The 19,644-nt window shown below is 44.7% G+C and carries 18 protein-coding genes and 1 riboswitch; of the genes, 6 read left to right on the top strand and 12 right to left on the bottom strand.

The genetic code is table 11. The annotated features are described in order from the left end of the window. Positions 1–83: 83 nt before the first annotated feature. Complete coding sequence (locus K7399_RS02920) at positions 84–359, top strand: hypothetical protein (protein WP_028977561.1); 276 nt, start codon at positions 84–86, stop codon at positions 357–359. On the opposite strand, the gene K7399_RS02915 is transcribed toward K7399_RS02920, so the two are convergent. Next, positions 356–847 (bottom strand): NUDIX hydrolase, encoded by a 492-nt coding sequence (locus K7399_RS02915; RefSeq protein WP_128166514.1) that lies wholly within the window; start codon positions 845–847, stop codon positions 356–358. The genes K7399_RS02920 and K7399_RS02915 overlap by 4 nt on opposite strands. A gap of 174 nt (positions 848–1,021) precedes the next feature. On the opposite strand from K7399_RS02915, the gene K7399_RS02910 reads away from it, so the two are divergent. The 3 genes from K7399_RS02910 (at position 1,022) to K7399_RS02900 (ending at position 3,528) form a co-directional block, all read left to right on the top strand. Next, positions 1,022–1,303, top strand: coding sequence for a YdbC family protein (locus tag K7399_RS02910; protein ID WP_028977559.1), 282 nt, complete (start codon positions 1,022–1,024; stop codon positions 1,301–1,303). A 245-nt stretch (positions 1,304–1,548) separates the two neighbouring features. After that, complete coding sequence (locus K7399_RS02905) at positions 1,549–2,463, top strand: 1,4-dihydroxy-2-naphthoate polyprenyltransferase (RefSeq protein ID WP_028977558.1); 915 nt, start codon at positions 1,549–1,551, stop codon at positions 2,461–2,463. Between the two features lie 145 nt (positions 2,464–2,608). Next, positions 2,609–2,735, top strand: a riboswitch (FMN riboswitch). 190 nt (positions 2,736–2,925) lie between these two features. After that, positions 2,926–3,528: an ECF transporter S component gene (locus K7399_RS02900; RefSeq protein WP_028977556.1), complete on the top strand. Its 603-nt coding sequence runs from the start codon at positions 2,926–2,928 to the stop codon at positions 3,526–3,528. A 147-nt stretch (positions 3,529–3,675) separates the two neighbouring features. Here K7399_RS02900 and K7399_RS16270 read toward each other — a convergent pair whose 3' ends face one another. The 3 genes from K7399_RS16270 to K7399_RS02885 form a co-directional block, all read right to left on the bottom strand. Further along, positions 3,676–3,993, bottom strand: coding sequence for a reverse transcriptase domain-containing protein (locus tag K7399_RS16270; protein ID WP_420854101.1), 318 nt, complete (start codon positions 3,991–3,993; stop codon positions 3,676–3,678). 212 nt (positions 3,994–4,205) lie between these two features. Next, positions 4,206–4,301 carry a YjcZ family sporulation protein gene (locus K7399_RS02890; protein WP_037562872.1) on the bottom strand — a complete coding sequence of 32 codons (96 nt, stop codon included), beginning with the start codon at positions 4,299–4,301 and terminating at the stop codon, positions 4,206–4,208. A 113-nt stretch (positions 4,302–4,414) separates the two neighbouring features. Next, positions 4,415–4,927, bottom strand: a complete 513-nt coding sequence (locus tag K7399_RS02885; RefSeq protein WP_028983989.1) for an acyl-CoA thioesterase — start codon at positions 4,925–4,927, stop codon at positions 4,415–4,417. Between the two features lie 380 nt (positions 4,928–5,307). Here K7399_RS02885 and K7399_RS02880 point away from each other — a divergent pair, with 380 nt between their 5' ends. Next, positions 5,308–6,273 carry a 3D domain-containing protein gene (locus K7399_RS02880; protein ID WP_028983988.1) on the top strand — a complete coding sequence of 322 codons (966 nt, stop codon included), beginning with the start codon at positions 5,308–5,310 and terminating at the stop codon, positions 6,271–6,273. 146 nt (positions 6,274–6,419) lie between these two features. Here K7399_RS02880 and K7399_RS02875 read toward each other — a convergent pair whose 3' ends face one another. From K7399_RS02875 to K7399_RS02865, 3 genes are all read right to left on the bottom strand, one after another. Then, entirely contained in the window at positions 6,420–7,523 is a 1,104-nt protein-coding gene (locus K7399_RS02875) for a D-alanine--D-alanine ligase (protein WP_128166512.1), read from the bottom strand. 98 nt (positions 7,524–7,621) lie between these two features. Beyond that, positions 7,622–8,887, bottom strand: coding sequence for a M48 family metallopeptidase (locus K7399_RS02870; protein WP_206612226.1), 1,266 nt, complete (start codon positions 8,885–8,887; stop codon positions 7,622–7,624). A 154-nt stretch (positions 8,888–9,041) separates the two neighbouring features. Further along, positions 9,042–10,031, bottom strand: coding sequence for a lipoate--protein ligase (locus tag K7399_RS02865; protein ID WP_128167303.1), 990 nt, complete (start codon positions 10,029–10,031; stop codon positions 9,042–9,044). Between the two features lie 200 nt (positions 10,032–10,231). On the opposite strand from K7399_RS02865, the gene K7399_RS02860 reads away from it, so the two are divergent. Next, positions 10,232–10,882, top strand: a complete 651-nt coding sequence (locus K7399_RS02860) for a histidine phosphatase family protein (protein ID WP_028976058.1) — start codon at positions 10,232–10,234, stop codon at positions 10,880–10,882. Between the two features lie 159 nt (positions 10,883–11,041). On the opposite strand, the gene K7399_RS02855 is transcribed toward K7399_RS02860, so the two are convergent. From K7399_RS02855 to K7399_RS02835, 5 genes are all read right to left on the bottom strand, one after another. Further along, positions 11,042–13,678: a YhgE/Pip domain-containing protein gene (locus K7399_RS02855; RefSeq protein ID WP_128166510.1), complete on the bottom strand. Its 2,637-nt coding sequence runs from the start codon at positions 13,676–13,678 to the stop codon at positions 11,042–11,044. A 111-nt stretch (positions 13,679–13,789) separates the two neighbouring features. Beyond that, entirely contained in the window at positions 13,790–14,362 is a 573-nt protein-coding gene (locus K7399_RS02850) for a TetR/AcrR family transcriptional regulator (protein ID WP_028983985.1), read from the bottom strand. A gap of 116 nt (positions 14,363–14,478) precedes the next feature. Further along, complete coding sequence (gene hemH / locus K7399_RS02845; protein ID WP_128166508.1) at positions 14,479–15,411, bottom strand: ferrochelatase; 933 nt, start codon at positions 15,409–15,411, stop codon at positions 14,479–14,481. 275 nt (positions 15,412–15,686) lie between these two features. Continuing rightward, a complete protein-coding gene (locus K7399_RS02840) occupies positions 15,687–17,837 on the bottom strand; it encodes a transglycosylase domain-containing protein (protein WP_128166506.1) in 2,151 nt (716 codons plus the stop codon). A 277-nt stretch (positions 17,838–18,114) separates the two neighbouring features. Further along, a complete protein-coding gene (locus K7399_RS02835; protein WP_028983982.1) occupies positions 18,115–19,536 on the bottom strand; it encodes an amino acid permease in 1,422 nt (473 codons plus the stop codon). Positions 19,537–19,644 lie beyond the last annotated feature (108 nt).

The following is a 19,644-nucleotide window of genomic DNA, read 5'->3' as shown; positions in this document are numbered from 1 at the left end:
TAGCTCTGTTTTCTCAATTTCTTCTAAAGCTTATGTATAATGAATAGGAAGAATGAAATTGATACAAAGGATGTTCATCAGACATGGATAAATGGGTTATGCTCGGTCTTCTTTTTCTAATATGCAGCATCGTTCTCTATTGTTTCCGCAAAAAAGCATTTTTGACACGACTCAGCTTGCAGCACATGAATAAGCCTGTACGATTTCTCACGACTGTGAGTATCATCCTGTTCATTGCCGGTGTTTATACCGTACTTTCCCCTCTGCTTACCGTCATGATGGGCGCCGATTACTGGATCCTTTTTATCATCGGCATACTTGGTTGTCTAATGCTGCTTATTCTGCTTCTGCTTCCTTAACGCAGGACTCTATCGTGAAGTGGACGAATTTCTGCGCGGACAATTTCGTCCCCCTCAAAGGTGCAGTGGTAATCTGCCGGGCGTTTTGTTTCGTCAAGCGTATGTTTCAGAAAGAAACGGATGGACGGAACAATTCCAAAGTTATCCTCAGAAAGAATCCAAGAAATATCCTTTAATGCCAATATCCCCTCACGTGTCGCGCGTGGTAAATCCATAACCTCTTGCGCTGAGATATTGGCAAGGAACACATACATTCCTTGTGTCGGTTCTTTGTCTGGTTCCCAGGTTACAATCCCTCGAAACTGCGGATCATGAACGACAATTCCTGTTTCTTCCCAAATCTCACGAATCACGCACGCTTCAGGTGTTTCTCCCGGTTCCAATTTTCCTCCAACACCGTTCCATGCTCCCTGCCAGGGTGATTTCTGCCGATTAATCATTAATAGCTGCTCATGAATTTTTAAAAAAGCAATGGTATATTTTAACACGGGCACACAACTCCTTGATGCGTTCCTTTAAATAAAAGGTTTCTTGCAGTAATTATAACAGAACGTATCAAGATCAACTTTGAAAAATTCAGATAAACCATTGACAGAACATTTGTTTGCTTTTACAATAATATCAGAACATTTGTTCAAATCATTCGAAGAGGTGATTATACGATGGCAGATTCAAATTCAGAAGTAACATTCGCTATTGTTGAGCACTATGGCGTGCTTGCAACGGAAAACAGCGGTTGGACAAAGGAGTTTAACTTAGTCAGCTGGAACCAGCGCGAAGCAAAATACGATATACGCAGCTGGGCCCCCGACAAGAAAAAAATGAGTCGAGGCATCACGTTGACCGGCCTTGAGTGCGACACGCTTAAACGTTTATTAAACCGACACCCCCTGTCCGCTTCAAATCCTTCTAACGGAACACCTGTCCAAACTTCCCAGTCCTGATCTTCATTGAGCCCGCTTCGGTAGCCTGTCCATCGATCTTCAAATTCAAGCGTGCAACACAAATTTCCCAATTTATACGAATCATTCCCCTCTTCATATTGACACCTGCTTCTCGATTCCATAAACTAAAAAAGAACAAGAGTATGTCAATTTAGTGACAATTCTCAGCATTTTTCGTACGTGAAATCTATGAATCTGCTAAATTGTTGCATAACAGTATCTTTTAATTGTGGGAGAGATTAATGATGGGGGAACGAGCACTCGAAAAAAATACCGGCTTTAAAAAATGGTGGTTTATGCTCCGACCGCATACCTTATCTGCTTCATTTGTACCGGTAGCCCTTGGAACAGCACTTGTATTACCAGTAAAAAGTCCCAATATACGTTTATTTGTTGCAATGTTGATCGCCTCAATGCTGATTCAGATTGCAACGAATCTTTTCAATGAATATTTTGATTATAAGCGCGGGTTGGATGATGAGCATTCCGTAGGGATTGGCGGCAGCATCGTGCGGGACGGCTTTCATCCAAAAACGATTCTCAGACTCGCTTTTGCACTCTGTTTTACCGCAATGCTTATTGGTGTTTATATTTGTGCCAACAGCAGTTGGTGGATTGCCTTGGTTGGCTCAATCTGCATCTTGACGGGATATCTCTACTCCGGAGGACCTTATCCGATCGCCTATACCCCTTTTGGCGAACTCATTTCCGGCTTATTCATGGGGGTGTTTATTATCTGGATTTCATTTTTCATCCAGACGGGAACCCTTACGCTTAACTGCATCCTGATCTCGATTCCGATTGGCCTGTTGGTTGGTGGCATTAACATGGCCAACAATATTCGTGATTTGGAAGGCGATCAAGCAAAAGGCCGGTTGACGTTGCCAATCTTGCTTGGTCGACAAAAAGCAATCAAGGTGCTGGCAAGTGTATTCGCCTTTTCCTATGCTTGGATTATCGGCCTCATGGTCTTTCATGTTGAATCGGCTTGGCTGCTGATTGTTTTTGCCAGCCTGCCTAAAGCCATTCAAGCTGCCAAACGTTTTCAGATGAAGACAAAAGCAATTCAGATGATGCCCGCAATGAAAGCAACCGCCCAAATGCAGACCTTGTTCGGTATCCTTCTTTCCATAGGGGTTGTGCTTGATCATTATATTTAATCATTTCGAAACGAACGTACTGCTGCAAAATGGCATGTGGATTTAGCCGGCCTTCGTTGTGTATTCGGTCATTCACGGAGAGACAATGGATGATGGCTATTGTTGTTTAATCAATTTTGGTGTATACTGATTTTGTAATTGAATAGTGTTCCTTCAGGGCAGGGTGTAATTCCCGACCGGCGGTAATGGCAAATGTCAGAGTCCGCGAGCCGAAAGGCAGATCCGGTGCGAATCCGGAACCGACAGTAAAGTCTGGATGGAAGAAGGATGATGTGACGCGTTTATTTGTCGTTGTGCGTATTTTTTCGTACGCTTTTGAAACGTTGATTTTATTGAGCCCAAAGGAACTTCCTTTGGGCTCTTTTGACGTTAAGATTCTGTAAAAGCGTATTGATAGCACCGTGTAAATTCAGTTACACGTCGCATGATCCCCAAAATGTAAACGTATATGGGGGTATTTTGATGAACACATCTTTGAAAAAAATGGTACTTATCTCACTGTTGTCTGCACTTGGCTTTTTAATTATGCTGATCGCCTTTCCAATTCCGCTTTTTCCGGTCTTCCTTACCATGGATTTCAGTGATCTGCCTGCACTCATTGGCGCAATTATTTTAGGACCAGGAGCCGGAATCGCAATTGAAGCGATTAAGAATATTCTCCATGTCCTGCTTACGGGATCGCTTACCGTCGTTCCTGTTGGCGAATTTGCCAACTTTGCTGCTGGAACGATTTTTATCTTGGTTACTTGGGGCTTTTACCGGAGAAAAAGAACAGCTCTCTCGCTTTTGTTCGGCATGATTACAGCCACGCTAACAATGACCGTGATTATGGCAGTCATCAATTATTACTTTATTTTCCCAAGTTATGCTCTGTTTCTCGGATACAGCATTGACGCAATGGTTGGCATGTCACAATCGGCAAATCGCAGCATCCACAGCCTGCTGACCTTAATCGTGTATGGCGTTATGCCCTTTAATCTACTAAAAGGTGCCGCTCTCACGTTAATCATGATTCCGGTCAGTGCACGGTTGAAACGGTTTATTGACAAGCGTATCGCAGCTTGAGGAAAATGATTTTTCTTCATATATAATAGAAGGAAAATTTTTGTGTCACGCAACCATTGAACATCCCTAATCGAGTAGGAGGAAACCTTCGGTTTCCGACCTCTCACACCACCGTACGTACGGACCCGTATACGGTGGTTCAATAACTTAGGCACTTTGAATAGACTGGAGCCTCTTGGTTTTCATGCTTGGTCGCGCATAGGCACCGTTACGGGAGACCCCCAGGGAGAATCCCAGAAAGTTAAGCCTCAGCGGCGAACCCACCTGCGTCTTTTCCCGGTTGACCGTCACTTTTAGATCTTTTTCCAGAAACCTGGTGACACTGGCAAGAACTCGGTATCCCGCGCGCCGGCTTCTGACATAGATGTTACAGTCATCCGCATAACGCACGAATTCGTGACCTCTTGCGGTAAGTAGCTTATCCAACCATTTGGTATGGGCTAAACTGTTTGCTTTATTAGCCATTCTAGCGCTTCCTTTCATGTAGCAATATAGCCTGAACATCTATATTCTATCGAAAGGAAGCGCTTCTTTGTATAACGATTTGGTACTCCCCCCGCATAGCGGGGGGTTTTATGTTTCGCACGCTACACGTACTCAACGGACTAAAGTCCATAATTAGAACACCCGCGGCATGCCGCGGGTGTTCTTCATCATACATTAATGAGCATCAGTCATTAATAAACGTAAGCTGTACCCACAATGATCAGCAAAATGAACAGAACAACGATTAACGCAAAACTGCCGCTGTATCCACCAGTAGAAGCACCCATATCGTCACTCGCCCCTTCATTTAAAATTATTGAGCTTGTGTCCTTACTCAACACTACATGTTATGCAGAAACCTTCATTTCGTGTGAAAGCCTGTGAAAAACCGGGCAATAACTCATGCCCAAGGTTTGTTCAATGAGAGCCGCTCTGTAAACGCCTTTGCTTGCCCGCGGCGCTGTTTCCTTTGCGTATAGCGCTTTTCAGCGCTCGAAAACAGCATCTTCTCTTCTTCGCTCTCCGGAATTATTTTCGGCACGGTAGTCGGTTTCCCCTGATCATCAAGCGCAACAAAAGTCAAAAAGCAGGTCGTGCACAACCTCCGCACGCCCGTTCGTAGATTTTCAGCAATAACCTTTACGAAAACTTCCATTGATGTATTATGCGTCCATGTAACGAACGCTTCAAAACACACCGATGATTGCGTATCAATTGGCCGCAAAAAGTCAACGGAATCAATAGAAGCAGTCACAACGAGCTCCCGAGCATGTCGATTTGCCGCAATTGCCGCAATATTATCAACATACATCATTAATTTTCCTCCGAATAATGTTCCGTGATTATTTGTGTCATTTGGCATAACTTGAGATGAAAGTACTGCGAATGAATCTCGTGCTCTTTTCGCTTCCATGACTGTCCTCCAATTTTTAATAAAACGCGACTTAGTCATCATTACATTGGAACATGTCTTGTATCGACATCATTCTTTTTTTAGTTATTTTTTTCTCCTATTAACCAGTATAGATGAACAAAAAGCAGACCGCAAAATTTGCGATTCAATGAAGATGCAAGGCAAGGAAACGATTGGACAAAAGTCGCCACGCCTGTCTCTATTTCACAAAAATAGAGTAAAAAACAGCGAAAAATGTATTGACAAAATGAACACTATTGATCTCATGTTACAGAACTGTAATATCGCTAAAACACGGCTGAGACATTAAACCCTTAGAATAGCCCTTGGAGTTGACCATGATTCTTTCATGGCGGCTTATCTAAGGAGGTTATTACTTTATGAATATCATTAAAAGGCTGACGGCGATGACGAGCTTAGCAGTATGTTTTGGTGTCATAACACCAACGACTATTGCTTTCGCCAAAACGGGCAGTACGAATGATAGTCACGCATACAAAAGTAAGGATCCTAAACAGAGTCAGGCAATTGGTTTTGCAGCAAACACACCGGCTCTTCAATCAGACAGCCAGGAGATCAACATAATATTTGGGAATAGTTTGATTCAGCAAGGCGATTCAGGACCAATCGTTGAGAAGCTACAAGAGGAACTTCAAAAACTTGGCTATTATGACGGAGAAGATCACGGTGTTGTCGGTGAATCCACCCTGTCGGCAGTCAGTGCCTTTGAAACGGATTCAACCAATGATTCAAAAGAACTCATTGGTGCGGGTACAAAAACGGTTCTTTACACGGTATATCGTCATACCAGCGAAGCGAAAGAAAATCAAGAAGGTCTCGTTACGCTTAAGATTCAGAAAAAAAAGCAAGCCAAAATGCGTGCACGTAAGGCGGCTGAAGAAAAAGCAAAGAAAATTGCTGAAGAAGCCGCGCGCAAAGCGGCTGAAAAAGAAGCAAAAGAACAAGCTCAAAAAGAAGCTGAGCGTGCTGCAGACACAAATAAGCCAAGGGCAAGTAAAACTTCAGCTCAGCCAGCCCAAGCGCCAAAGTCAGCGCCCGCTGAGCAAGCCGGTCGATCAATAACTGTGGAGGCGACAAGTTATTCTCTTGGAGGACGGTCCGCCACCGGGATTGATTTCTCCAGTAATCCGAACGCCAAAGTGATTGCTGTGGATCCAAAAGTCATTCCACTTGGATCAAAGGTAAAAATCCCCGGGTACGGCGTCTTTGTCGCCGGAGACACCGGAGGAGCGATTAAGGGAAAGCGAATTGACGTTCATTTTCCATCGCGGGATCAAGCTTTACAATTTGGCCGTAGAACCTTAACCGTTACCGTACTTAACTAAGACAAGAAGCTTGCTCCTTAGCGGGCAAGCTTCTTTGTTTTACATAAAGAAATGCGCTTTCCTTGAAAATGTCGCTACTTTCTAGTCGTACAAAAACCCCCATTTGGCTCAATCAGCCTTTTTGGGGGTTTTCTTGATGCCCTAATTCAGCACTGAATACGATAATGGATCTTCTGCTTGTCGTCATGCCGCTGTAACCCCAGATCAATCAACGTTTCAATTAATTGCGGATAGGACAATCCAGTATGCTGCCAGAGTAAAGGAAACATGCTGAACTGAGTAAAGCCAGGCATCGTATTTAATTCATTAACGACAATGCGTTGATCTTTCTCTCTGAGAAACACATCGACACGCGCAAGCCCGGACAGATTGAGTGCCGCAAACGCACGCTTTGCCGTTTCTTCAAGTTCCGCCAATACCTTTTCAGATAAATGAACCGGAATAACTAGCGTACTGTTTCCTTCATGATACTTAGATTGATAATCGTAAAAGGCTGCATTTTTCGTAATGATTTCACCGGGAACCGAAATGGAAAGCTCATGGTTGCCGAGAACGCCGATTTCAATTTCGCGCCCATTAATATGCTCCTCAACAATAACCTTTGAATCGTAAAGAAGTGCCTCTGTGATCGCCGCCGACAGGTCCGTCTCACTGACGCACTTGCTGATCCCTACACTGGATCCCCCGTTTGCCGGTTTTACAAAACAAGGATAGCCAATCGAACGCTTAATGGCTAGGATCAGGCTTGGTGCATCGCTTTCCCATTCAAAACGTGATACCGACAGATAATTCGGGCCCTGAATCTTATGCGTTTTTAAGATATCTTTCATCAATACCTTATCCATACAAACACTCGATCCGGCAACACCGGATCCTACATAAGCAAGATTAAGCAGCTCCATCAAGCCTTGCACCGTACCATCCTCGCCATTTGGTCCATGAAGAAGTGGGAAAACAATATCCGGGCGAGCGCTTGTTGCATCCACCGGACTGGACGGTGCAATCCAGTGTTCCACCGCGTGTTCCGCTTTACTATTCTCGTGAAGCAGCAGTTGATCCTTTGACTCAAGTTTTCCCGTGATTTCACTGCCTGGAATCCAACGTCCGTCCTGATTAATATAAACAGGTAAGACGCGATATCGCTTTAAATTGATCGCATTGATTACTGAAAAGGCAGTGAGCAGTGAGATTTCATGTTCTGTAGACTTTCCACCGTACAAAACAGCGACTGTCTTCCTCTCATTTGCCATCGTAGATGCCTCAGTCCCTTTATCCATATTATGAAAACGCTTTCCACATTACTTTATCATACTCACAAAGAAAGGAAAGCGCCTTTTGAATTTTGCCATCACCGATTTAATTTCACATGCTCTAAATAATCTATTCGCTCGAGCATGGTTGGGTGATCGTATTGAATCCATTTTACTAACGCCGGTGGATTCATTTCACTAAGGCTGGATACAGATAGCTTCTGAAAGGAACGAATCGCCGCCTGACGGTCTTGTGTCATCTCAATCGCGTATTGGTCGGCTTGCCATTCAAAATCGCGCGAAATCATATTTTGCACCGGTTCGGCAGCAAATGAAAGGAGCGACAGAATGAGAAGCAGCATTGGCAGCGCCGTTAAATCGCCTGGGTGAGAAATATTCATGCGTCCCCCCCAGCGAATGCTTGCCCATAAATGAATTTTCGCAGCAATCCACAACGTCAGCAGAAGTCCAATCAGTGCCGAAACGGTCCCCCATATGATATGGTGCATCACATAATGGCCCATTTCGTGTGCCATAATAAACAGTACCTCGGAATGACTCAGACGATTGACCGTTGTATCCCATAGGACAATACGCAAATGTGTGCCGATACCATTCACGTAAGCGTTCATTGCATTCGTCTCCCGAGACATGTCTGCTTCATAAACATTATTCGCCGGGATGCCTGCTCTCGATGCCATATTCAGAATTTCAGTCTTTAATTCCCCATCTGTTAGCGGCTGAAAATGATTATACAGCGGATCAATCACAACCGGCTGTACGTACATCATAAAAAGAATAAATGGAATCGACAGCAACCAAGCCGGCAGCCACCAATTCTTTGGATAGCGCCGGACCAGAGCCATTACCGCCGTCATGGCGATCAACCCAATCAATGTACTGACTGCTGTGCTGATTGCTTGATCCTTAAGCCAGTCCGCAAGCGACTGAACCGAGATGCCAAAGTGCACGGATAACTGATATGACGCAAAGGAAACCGGTAGAAAAACGATGAGCGTGATCAATGACAGACAAACATAACACAGAACCATTTGGACAATAAACGAACGGGACAGCCGTTCTGAACATTTCTTGATCCATAATGAGAAGCCTCCAACAAGCACAAACAGATAAACGCCCCAATCGAGCGGAATGGTCGCGAAAGAAAGAAAATGACGCCATGCATTCAATGTGCTGCTTTCAGCAAGCTGTTGTTTGTTCATGAATAAAGAAGGATCGGCCGCTGTTCCTTTCATTGTCAAAGGAATGGATGATTTTGCCCAAACAAAAAAATAAGCAGCCATGGTTAGCAGATAAATCCCGTATAAAATGATAAACCACCCGAACACTTTTTTACGTCTCAAGATGGACCCTCCTCTTTCATTACCCACAGATTGTCCGTCTCTCATAACTAAAGGACGGGCTATTATCAATTTAGTCCGCAACTTCTTTGTTTAGAACATCAATCCCGCAAAAGCCCGTGCGTTTGATTCGCAATCTGACCTTGTCGCTTTGCTGTCAGAAAAGTGCAGCAAGCAGTTCTTCCGCGCCAATTTTTCCAAAATAATGGTGGCAGTCGATCGCTTTCAGTTTTTGATCAAGTATATTTGGGTCATATTTTAGCCCGATGAGCTGCCGTTCAAACTCATGCACATCGCCAGCGCCAAAAAAATCACCAAAGATCGCCAGTTTCTCAATCCTTCCTTTTTTGACATTCATCCGGAAATCGACACGTCCACCTGGAAAACGGCGTGCCTTCTGCAGATTAAATTCCGGCGATTTTCCATAGACCCAATCCCAATTCCGGTAGCGACGATTGGCGAGTGCAATAATTTTTGTCCAGTCCTGATCCGTCAATCTGTATTCCGGCACATGATCTTGTCCTTCAAAGATATAGTGCAGTAATTCTTCCTTAAATTGATGAATGGTTCTATCTTTTGCTAAGTGTTCGCGAATATTCGTTACTCTGCTTCTCACGGACTTAATCCCCTTAGACTCGAACTTCGCCTTGTCCGGATGCAGTGCCTTTGAAACCACGTCCAAGTCGACATCAAAAAGCAGGGTTCCATGACTGAAAATACGTCCCTGAGTGACAAATTGAGCATTTCCGGAAATCTTTTTACCCGCTACAGTCAAGTCGTTGCGCCCTTCCAATTGGGCATCTACGCCCATGTGCGCCAACGCACGAATGACCGGCTCGGTGAATTTTTTATAATTATTAAAGCTGTCGCCGTCGTCCTTTGCAATAAAGCTGAAACTCAGGTTGCCCGGATCGTTATACACTGCACCGCCTCCAGAAAGACGTCGCGTGACCGTCACGTCATGTTTGCTGATAAAATCCATGTTTAATTCTTCAACGGTGTTCTGATTGCGCCCAACGATCACGGTTGGCGCCATACGGTAAAACATCAGATAGGTCTCATCACTCGGCAGCTGTTTGAGCGCATATTCTTCAAGAGCGAAATTGAGTGTTTGATCAAGTAGGTCTCGATTATTTATATAGATCATCATTATTCTCCTCTCAGCTTATAGCAATATCTCTTCTCTAATCATAATTCCCGCAGCCACACACGTCTAGATACAAGCCACTTTCTAGGAAATTCTCGCGTTTTTCTTTACAAGTCTTGTTAAATTACGCTAATCTATAGAAGATTGAGTACTAAGAACAACGGAACAATTCGTGATACCCAAAGAATAGGAGGTACCTCATGAAAAGCATCTATTTCGTGAGACATGGCCGAACATTATTCAACCAGCTTTGGAAGGTTCAAGGCATTTCAGACACGCCGCTTACAGAACTTGGTGAGAAAAAAGCGGCTGAATTAGGCACGCGATTCAAAGCAGAAAAAATTACATTTGATGGTGCTTATTCGAGTGATCTCGGGCGTACACGGCGGACGTCGCGACTGATTTTGGATCATTCAGCAAATCCTGAACTCACTCCCATTGAAACCAAGGATTTACGTGAAGTAAGCTTCGGCCAATTCGAAGGTGACCCCAATGATTCAATGTGGGAAGCTGCAAGTGAAGCGGCAGGTGATCCGGAACTTCGCGGCGATTCTCCGGATGAGTTGAAGATTAAAGCACTCGATGGCTTGAAACGTTTGGATACAACCGGATTGGCTGAGAACTTCGAAGACGTCAAGACGCGCATCCGCGCCATACTCAGCGTCATGGCACACAGTGACGAACAGAACATTCTTGCAGTCAGCCACGGCTTATACATCAGCTGTCTGATTTACCTGTTGTCCGATGCTAAAATTCATGTTTCTTCTATTGAAAATACGAGTGTCACCAAAGTTGTTTTTGAAAACGGCGTCTTTAAAATTGCTTATATTGGCCGAACAGAGAACCTATAAGGCTGCTTAACGAGAAACGTTCATCCGCCCCTTACTGCCGCAGGATGCGGTGGCGTTGCCCCTACAGATCTCCATAGAATTTATATTCTTTCTTATCGTGCAAAAAAAAAAGATCATCAGACCTTAAGTTTCGGTCTGATGATCTTTTTTAAGTACGGATTAGCCCGCGGTACTGTTTTCATAGTTTCTTGCTTTAATCTTTTTTTGATCCAGATGAAATTTAATGGTAAAAGTAACCACACTCAAGGCTAAACCAAGCACAGCGTAACCAGCCAATACCCACGAATTCTGAATTAGCATCTGCTGCTGGTGCCCATCAATGATATTTCGAAATCCATTGACGCTGTAGGTCATTGGCACAAACTTTGAAATGGACCGCAGTCCTTCTGGGATGAGCTGAATCGCATAAGCACCGCCGCATGAGACGAGCTGAACGATCAGCAGAATCACAGCCACGAATCGGCCCTCATTATTAAACGAACCGGCAAGCCATTGAATGATTGCCATATAGCTGATACTGGTTAAAAGTGTAAAACCGACAAACGTCCACGGATGGGTCACTTCTAGATGAAGTCCTTTCAAGACAACCGCATCAATCAGCAACGTCTGACCAAGTGACATCAGAATCGTGATAAAAAATTTACTGAAGGCAATGTTCCATCCTGAAGTCGCAAGTCCGGCCGGTTTGCCAAGATCATAGACAATGGTAAGCAGCATCGCACCAACATAAAGACCAAGTGAAATAAAGTATGGTGCAAAACCAGTCCCGAAGTTGGTGACCGCTTGATGTGACGCATCAATAGAGGTCACCGGTTCAGCAAATTTAGCCGCATGGGAATCGTTTGTCGGCGTGTTCGCCAGTTGGTGATGAGCATCTGCAAGATTGCTGCTCAACGTTGTATTGCCCCTCAGCAGATTCTGTGCGCCATCCCTTAATTGATTCGTTCCGCCGGCAAGCTTCTCCTGCCCCGACGACAGATCATTCAATCCGCTCTGCAAAGTATTCATATTGGCTGCTAATTTTGAACTTCCTGAAACAAGCTGTCCCGTTCCGGTTTGCAACGTTTGAATACCACTGACCAGCTTCGGCCAGGTCTGGTTCAAATGCGCGTTGCCTGCTGCAAGTTGATTTGCGCCTCCATTCAAGGCTTTTGATGCACTTGGAAGCTTTGCTAAATTCTGCTGCAGCTCGGTCATTCCGCTCGCAAGCCGCGCCTGACCTTCAACTAGTTTTAAGAAGTTGGTTTGCAATGCTGCTTGACCGCCGCTGAGCTGAGTCATTCCATCAGATAATTGTGAGACACCTTTAGCTAACCTATCATTCTGTTTTTCAAACTGAGCCATACCATTATTTAGCGTATTCATGCCTTGGGCCAGTGATGTTGATGCATCGACCAGGCTGGGCTCGCCATTGATGCCTTGGTTGAATGCTGCATCGATCGTTGCTGCTCCTTCAGCCAATTGTTTGATTTGGGTCGAATCGACGGAGGGTACGGAAATTTCTTGAATGCCTGTGTTTAATTGTTTTGCCGTATTCTGCAGGGCCTGCAGTTGCTTCTGATCAATGCTGCCGTTATTTTGCTGAATTTGACTCAAACTTTGATCAAGCATTGCAGAAGCCTGTTTTAGCTTTTCCACTTGATCTGCGTTCGGAAGCCCACTCGCCAGTTTTGCAACACTGCTCATCCCTTCAGATAATTGGTGCGTGTAGGGAGCCAAGTTTTGGATTCCGCTTGAAAGCTGATCGGCACCATCATTCAACTTAGAAACAGCAGCTACAAGTTTTTCGACATCCGGTTTGGCCTCACTCAATTGCTGATTCAGCGTGTCAATGCCATCTTTCTCTTTATTCATGCTGGTTTGGAACTGTTGCAATCCCTTAAGATAATGTTCCATGCCATTGCTCAAGCTCTGCCCCCCACTACTGAGTTGACCGGATCCGCCGGCAAGTTTCTCAGCACCTGCATTCAGTTCATCAAGCTTATCAGCAAGTGTGCTTGCACCATCTGCCAGCTTTGCAATATCCGCACTGTTTGTACTGGTCTGATCATAGAGCTGACGGGTTCCGTGAGCAACCTGATTCAAGCCGCTGGTTAATGCATCAGCACCGTCCACCAGTTTTGCCGAACCGTTTTTTAACTGGCCGGTGCCGTTCATTAACGATTTAAAACCGTCGCGTAAATGAACGATGCCATCGACGACTTTCTTATTGCCTTTGGTTAATTGATTGGAGCCAGAAGCAGCATTTCCTAATCCCTTGGTCAATTCATTTATTTGTGCATACATCGTTTTCGCATAGGTTTTCGTTAATTCCTCCGACACGCGTTTCTGAAGTTCCTGAACGCCCGAACTTGCAATACGCCCAGCAATAAAGTTGTAATCGGAATTAATTTGATAGCGAAACTGCGTTGGCTTCAAGTGATCATCAGCTAAAGTCACTGCATTATCTGAGAATGTTCTCGGAATTGTGACCACCATAAAATAACGATTCTTTTTAAATCCGTCTTCAGCCGACTTTTCGCTTACAAAGCGCCAATCAAAATCCTTGTTGTCTTTTAATTCATCAACTAAATCCGCGCCCGCATGAATGTGTTTACCGGCGAGGATCGCGCCGTCATCATGATTGACGACGGCAACGGGAAGGTTGCCCGACTTGCCGAACACATCCCAAAATCCATAAAGAAACATGCCTCCGTAAATCAACGGAATACACATCACACCAAGCATGACAATGATATGATGCGGTTTTGTTACAATTGCTTTCAGCTCGGCACTGATTAAGCGAATCACATTCATTGTGCTTCCACCTGCTTTCTGTCGTTCATTCCAAGATGAATACCCAGGCAATCTAAATGACCAAATGAGTCAATTGGTCAATCCGGCTAAAAAAAATAACAGCTGCAACTATTATTTTTTTAAGCCCTGTACCAAATAGAGTTCAAATAAGTGAGCGATTTCCTCTTTTGATAAAGGCTGATGACGTTGTTCCCACTCAAAAACAAGCGAAATATACAGGTGGAGGATAACAAAAGCAGTCACTTTAGGATCGCACGGCTTGATTTCTTGCTTCTGCTCAGCATGACTGATGAATTCCTCCATAAATCCGAGTATAGCATCCTCAATATTGGCTAACGCTTGTTTTGCTTGAGCGGTTCCGATTTCACGCAGTTCTTGAGTCAGTTTGATTGTGAGCTGATGCTCTTTGCGCAATTCAAGCATTGAATAGAGTGCGCGATGCAAGTTGACGAAAAAATGATCATCATCATGTATTGCATTTGTTGCTGTCGCCTTTATCCGCTTGATAAACTGATTCATGATTTCATTGAAGAGCTCTTCCTTATTTTTAAAAAAGGTATAAATCGTTCCTTTTCCAACATTGGCCAAACGCGCAACCAAATCCATCGTTGTTGCTTTATAGCCAAAAGAAGCGAAGGTACGTTCAGCAGCACTTAATATCATTTTTTTTCGATCAATCGCCACGGGAATCACCATTTTCCAAAAATGACCGTATGAACAGTTTAGTCATTTTGTTCTGAAGAGAATTTTATCACAGACACTTTGGAACAGCAAGGGATTGGCGAAACTTTTTTCATCCATCACTCAAATGTATTTAATACAGTTGAAGCAAGGGCGTCGATAAAAAGCGGATGGGTATCCGGCATCTGCGGGCGATGATAGATGCCACCCAATGATTCAACAAGTGTTCGACATTCACGATCATTATCAAACAGCACCTCTAAGTGTTCAGCAACAAAACCAATCGGACAAAAGATAAAGTGCTTAAAGTGCTCCTCTTGCTGAAATAATGTTCGAATCTGATTCAGTACATCCGGGCCCAGCCAAGGGTCACCTGTTTTTCCCGCACTTTGCCAGGCTTGCGTATAATGGAGGAGATTTGCCTGGTCGGCGATCTTTTCTGCTGTTTCGCGAATTTGATCCGGGTAGGGGTCACCATTTTTTAAAATCTTCTTTGGGAGACTGTGTGCTGTAAACAGAACACCGGTCTGATCCCGCTCTTCTTCGGGGATCTTTGCTAGCTGATCTTTAACTGAACGTACCCAGAAATCAATAAAATGAGGCTGATCATACCAGCTCTTAATCGATGTCATTGTGAATTCACCGATCTCTTCAGCCTTCTTCTGTGCACGATCCGTGTACGCTTGCACGCTGAATCTGGAGTAGTGCGGTGCCAAAGCTATTGATACAGCGTGATCAATGCCATCATCATGCATTTGTTGAACCGCATCTTCGATCAACGGATGTATATACTTTAAACCAAGATACGCTTTGAACGTGTATACAGATTGCTGTTCATTCAAGCGCTTTTCGAGTGCATTTGCTTGTGCCTGCGTCAATTCAGCAAGTGGTGATGTCCCACCGATCGCCTCATAACGACGTGCAAGATCAGCAATTTGTTCGTCACTTGGTCGATGTCCGTGACGAATTGCCGTATAATAGGGAACAATATCTTCCTTCTTGTACGGTGTTCCATACGCCATGACCAATAACCCAATTTTTTTCTGATTCATCGTTTTCAACCCTTTCCAACATCATGCTGTTTTTCTATGTAATGGACCTATTTACTCAATCAAACATCCTCTATTCTAGTACTTTTACGAACAAATGACGAGAAACTGGCATCAAAACCGCTTTCTACTTTCTGGCAAACACAATACCTGTGTCTAGACAAAAAGCGCCCAGTCCCTAATCTTCAGCCATGTGTGATGGGGGCGTGTCTTTTCGGTGCTGAATCGTCGCTTCGGTTACTCGCTTGCCGCGGGCAGCCCGGTTCTTTACCAGCTTCTTATAATTTTGAGAACCAGTTAATTTCGACCGACGGAGACGCTTTACCGCTTTGATTCGTCTGTGGATTATAAGGCACCACATAGTACGTCTCATTGCTCATAGGATTAACGAAATCAATTCGATAATGGGTTTGCCCTTTGACCTCGCCTTTGAGCGAACGCCGTCCATCTTTTTCTGCGTAGATCCGGTAAACAATTCGTTTATCCGTATTCCCCTCCCAATTAAGCTGAAGAGCAGGCAATGCATATTTTCCAAGTACACCCTTCGCACGCAGGCGCGAGACCGAGGCGATCCGAATCGGCTCGTCAAGATCCGTAACGCCGTCAGGTTTGCTGAAACTCAGCTTTTGTTCGCCGGGCATGCTGTTGATGACCGTCTTAAACAGCCGAACCGCATCATTGCTGGAGCCGGTCAGATATTGGTTTTTATTCGTCTGGTCGTAACCGATCCATACAGAGCCGACCGCATCAGGCGTATAGCCGACAAACCACGCATCGCGCAGTCCATTTGTCGAATATGCCGTGGATCCTGTTTTACCGGCAATCTCCGCTGGACTGTACCCTGAACGACCGGTTCCGTCTCTCATGACGGCCTGCAGCATCCGCGTCATATACCAAGCAGTTTGTTTCGAAAAAACCTTTTTCGTTTGCGGATGTGCCTCGCCAATCTTTTTGCCTTGATGATCATAAATCGCTGAGATAAAATACGGTTTCGACTGAGATCCGTTATTGCTGAATGTCGTGTAGGCGGTCGTCATTTGCAGCGGCGTGACGCCCTTGCTCAGCCCGCCGAGTGCTATCGCCAGCCCATGGTCTGATAGATTAATCCCCATTTTTGTTAAATAGCTTTTACTTTTCGCAATACCAATCTGATCGAGCAGCCAAACCGCCGGTGCATTTTGTGATACGGTAATCGCATCGTACATCGTCATTGTGCCTGTATATTGGCCGTTGTAATTCGTTGGCGTATAGTTTCCATAGCTGACCTTCTTGTCTTGAAGCATCGAATAGGGCTGATACTTGCCCGAATCAAGTGCCGGTCCGTAGACAGCCAGCGGTTTAAAGGCAGAACCGGGCTGCCGTTTATCATTGACGCGGTTATAGCTTCCGCGGACATAATTTCGCCCGCCTTGAACCGCGAGCATGGCACCATTTTTATTCATCAAGGTGAATGCGCCCTCCGGTGATTGATTGGGATTGCTGCCTTGAAAATACACATTATTTTTGAATGCATTATAGGATGCCGATTGCGCTTCTCGGTTCATGGGCACAACAATTTTATAACCGCCGCGAATGAGATCCTCAGAAGAAATATGATACGTTTTCTCGGCCTCTTGCTTCACAAGATCCATGTAGGAATCATACTCCGGATGGGTTTGAATTTTATGGACATTCAGCCCAAGCGTCTTTCCTTTGAGACGCACCGTCTGTTCTGCGGATATATAGCCGTTCTTCTCAAGCAGCGAAAGGACAAGATTTCGGCGGACAAGTGCTTTTTGCGGATGCAAAATCGGCGAGTAGCCGTTAGGTCCCTTCTGCATCGCTGCAAGCAGCGCTCCTTCATCTTCTGTCAAATCACCAACATCTTTATTAAAGAAAAATTTTGACGCCATCTGAATGCCGTAAACGCCATGACCAAAATACACCTGGTTTAAATACATTTCCAAGATCTGTTTCTTACTATATTTTCGTTCGAGACTGATCGCAATGGTTGCCTCTTTGAATTTTCGAAACCATGTTTTCTCGTTCGAGAGATAGGCATTTCTAGCCAATTGCTGTGTGATGGTACTTGCTCCCTCGGCTTTGTTGCCAGCAACAATGTCTGTAACCAGCGCACGCATCACGCCGCGTAAATCGATACCCGAATGCTGATAAAAGCGCAGATCTTCGGTCACGATAAACGCATTCTGAACCGGTTTGGGAATCTTATTTAATGAAACCGGTTCACGGTTCTCGGCATAAAGTCGGGAAAGCTCATGACCTTGTTCATCCACAACGACAGAAGTCCTGCTCATCACCAATTTCTCATCATCCGTATAATGATTGCCGATCAGAAGAACAACAAAATAGACAAGCAGCCCGACGATTGCTGCGCCGATAATGAAATAAGCTGCCTGGAACAACCGTTTGTACAGCTTTCCTCTGTCCATTTGTCCTCCACCTTTCTAAACACTTCGATACATACATAGTCTTTGCAATATCTCTATACACATTAGCAAAAAAAGAAAAATCCGTCCTGTTTTACGAAAATTTTTGACAGGATTCCCCGAATGAGCGGGTTCAAAGCACGGATTAAATAAAAATAAATGGGTATGTATGTTTATACGTCCGACTGCCACCGCTTCATGCCTCTTAAACATAAAAATCTCCCGGCACATGAACACATGCTCGGGAGATTGAATCATTAATTTATCTAACCGAGTAAAATTAGCTCTGCACCTGTTCATCAACACTGCTTTTCGTGCGAAGCGCACTATGCTTATAGCTATAGGCAAAGTATACGATCAGTCCCAGTACGAACCAGACAACAAAACGGATCCACGTTGCCGGCTGAAGCCCGGAAATCAGATAGCCGCATGAAAGAATACCGAGAATCGGTGTAACCGGAAAGAATGGAGCCTTGAACGAACGCTCGAGATCTTTGCGTTTGTAACGGAGCACAATTGTACCGGCGCAGACAATGATAAAAGCAACCAGTGTCCCGATGCTCACCAGCTCAGAGACAATGCCGATTGGGAAAAGTCCTGCGGTCAATGCGCAGACCGTTGCCACAATTGTCGTTGAAACGGCAGGCGTTTGATGTTTTTGGCTGACACCGCCAAGCACCTTAGGGATCAGACCATCTCTTGCCATCGCGAAGAAGATACGTGACTGGCCGAACATCAACACAAGGCATACCGATGTAATCCCGCAGATTGCGCCAACCGAAATAAGCGCAGCACCCCAATGAATACCAATCAAGTCAAGCGCGTAAGCAACCGGTGCATTGTGTCCTGCCGGCGTTTTGTAGGCTGTATATTTTACAATTCCCGTTAAGATTGCGGAAACAGCAATATAAAGAACCGTACAAATCAAAAGTGAGGCTATAATTCCTCTTGGCATATCTCTCTGCGGATTGCGCGTCTCTTCAGCAGCCGTTGACACTGCATCAAATCCGATATAAGAGAAGAATACAACGGCGGCACCGGAGATAACTCCATTGAATCCGTATGGCATAAACGGTGTCCAGTTGCTTGGTTTGACATGCCATACAGCTAAGACAATGAACAACAGCACAACCGCAACTTTAATAATAACAATCACGCCGTTAACGCCTGACGTATTGCGGACACCACTAATCAGCAGCCAAGCAATCAAAGCAATGATCAGCATTGCCGGAACATTAATGACCCCGCCCTCAAACGGTGAGGATGTGATTGCCTTCGGCAGAACAATTCCGATATTATTAAGAAGGTTGACCACATAGCCTGACCAGCCGATCGCAACGGTCGCAATACCAACTGCATATTCCAAAATCAAATCCCAGCCAATAATCCAACCCCAAATTTCACCTAGACCGGCGTAGCCGTATGTATAAGCACTACCGGCGACAGGAATCATCGAAGCAAATTCTGCATAGCAAAGTGCTGCGAAGCAGCAAGCGAGTCCGGCAAAAACAAATGAGAGGACCAAAGCCGGGCCTGAGAGATCCGCGGCCGCAACACCGGTTAAAACAAAAATACCGGTACCGATAATACAGCCGATACCAAGCATTGTCAGATCAAGCGGTCCCAATGCTTTTTTAAGTCCGGATTTCCCTTTGGTCTCTGCAATGAGACTGGAAACGGGCTTCGTTCTGAATACATTCACTGAAAACATCCCCTTTTCCATATATAAAAATAATTTCAAATACGATTATAACTCTAATGTAAGAAAATGTGACCTAAAAGGTATAACTTTTCTCCATTTTAATCGATT

Origin of the sequence: Sporolactobacillus terrae, from assembly GCF_019930545.1 — a bacterium.
Lineage (GTDB): Bacteria > Bacillota > Bacilli > Bacillales > Sporolactobacillaceae > Sporolactobacillus > Sporolactobacillus terrae.
Note: the sequence above shows the minus strand (reverse complement) of the source record. Positions and strands in the feature narration are given on the sequence as shown.

Coding starts and splice junctions, on each gene's coding strand:
- K7399_RS16270 (WP_420854101.1), bottom strand. CDS start 3,993: ATGGCTAATAAAGCAAACAGTTTAGCCCATACCAAATGGTTGGATAAG.
- K7399_RS02900 (WP_028977556.1), top strand. CDS start 2,926: ATGAACACATCTTTGAAAAAAATGGTACTTATCTCACTGTTGTCTGCA.
- K7399_RS02840 (WP_128166506.1), bottom strand. CDS start 17,837: ATGGACAGAGGAAAGCTGTACAAACGGTTGTTCCAGGCAGCTTATTTC.
- K7399_RS02875 (WP_128166512.1), bottom strand. CDS start 7,523: ATGGCAAATGAGAGGAAGACAGTCGCTGTTTTGTACGGTGGAAAGTCT.
- K7399_RS02890 (WP_037562872.1), bottom strand. CDS start 4,301: ATGGGTGCTTCTACTGGTGGATACAGCGGCAGTTTTGCGTTAATCGTT.
- K7399_RS02860 (WP_028976058.1), top strand. CDS start 10,232: ATGAAAAGCATCTATTTCGTGAGACATGGCCGAACATTATTCAACCAG.
- K7399_RS02855 (WP_128166510.1), bottom strand. CDS start 13,678: ATGAATGTGATTCGCTTAATCAGTGCCGAGCTGAAAGCAATTGTAACA.
- K7399_RS02865 (WP_128167303.1), bottom strand. CDS start 10,031: ATGATCTATATAAATAATCGAGACCTACTTGATCAAACACTCAATTTC.
- K7399_RS02920 (WP_028977561.1), top strand. CDS start 84: ATGGATAAATGGGTTATGCTCGGTCTTCTTTTTCTAATATGCAGCATC.
- K7399_RS02905 (WP_028977558.1), top strand. CDS start 1,549: ATGGGGGAACGAGCACTCGAAAAAAATACCGGCTTTAAAAAATGGTGG.
- K7399_RS02885 (WP_028983989.1), bottom strand. CDS start 4,927: ATGGAAGCGAAAAGAGCACGAGATTCATTCGCAGTACTTTCATCTCAA.
- hemH (WP_128166508.1), bottom strand. CDS start 15,411: ATGAATCAGAAAAAAATTGGGTTATTGGTCATGGCGTATGGAACACCG.
- K7399_RS02880 (WP_028983988.1), top strand. CDS start 5,308: ATGAATATCATTAAAAGGCTGACGGCGATGACGAGCTTAGCAGTATGT.
- K7399_RS02910 (WP_028977559.1), top strand. CDS start 1,022: ATGGCAGATTCAAATTCAGAAGTAACATTCGCTATTGTTGAGCACTAT.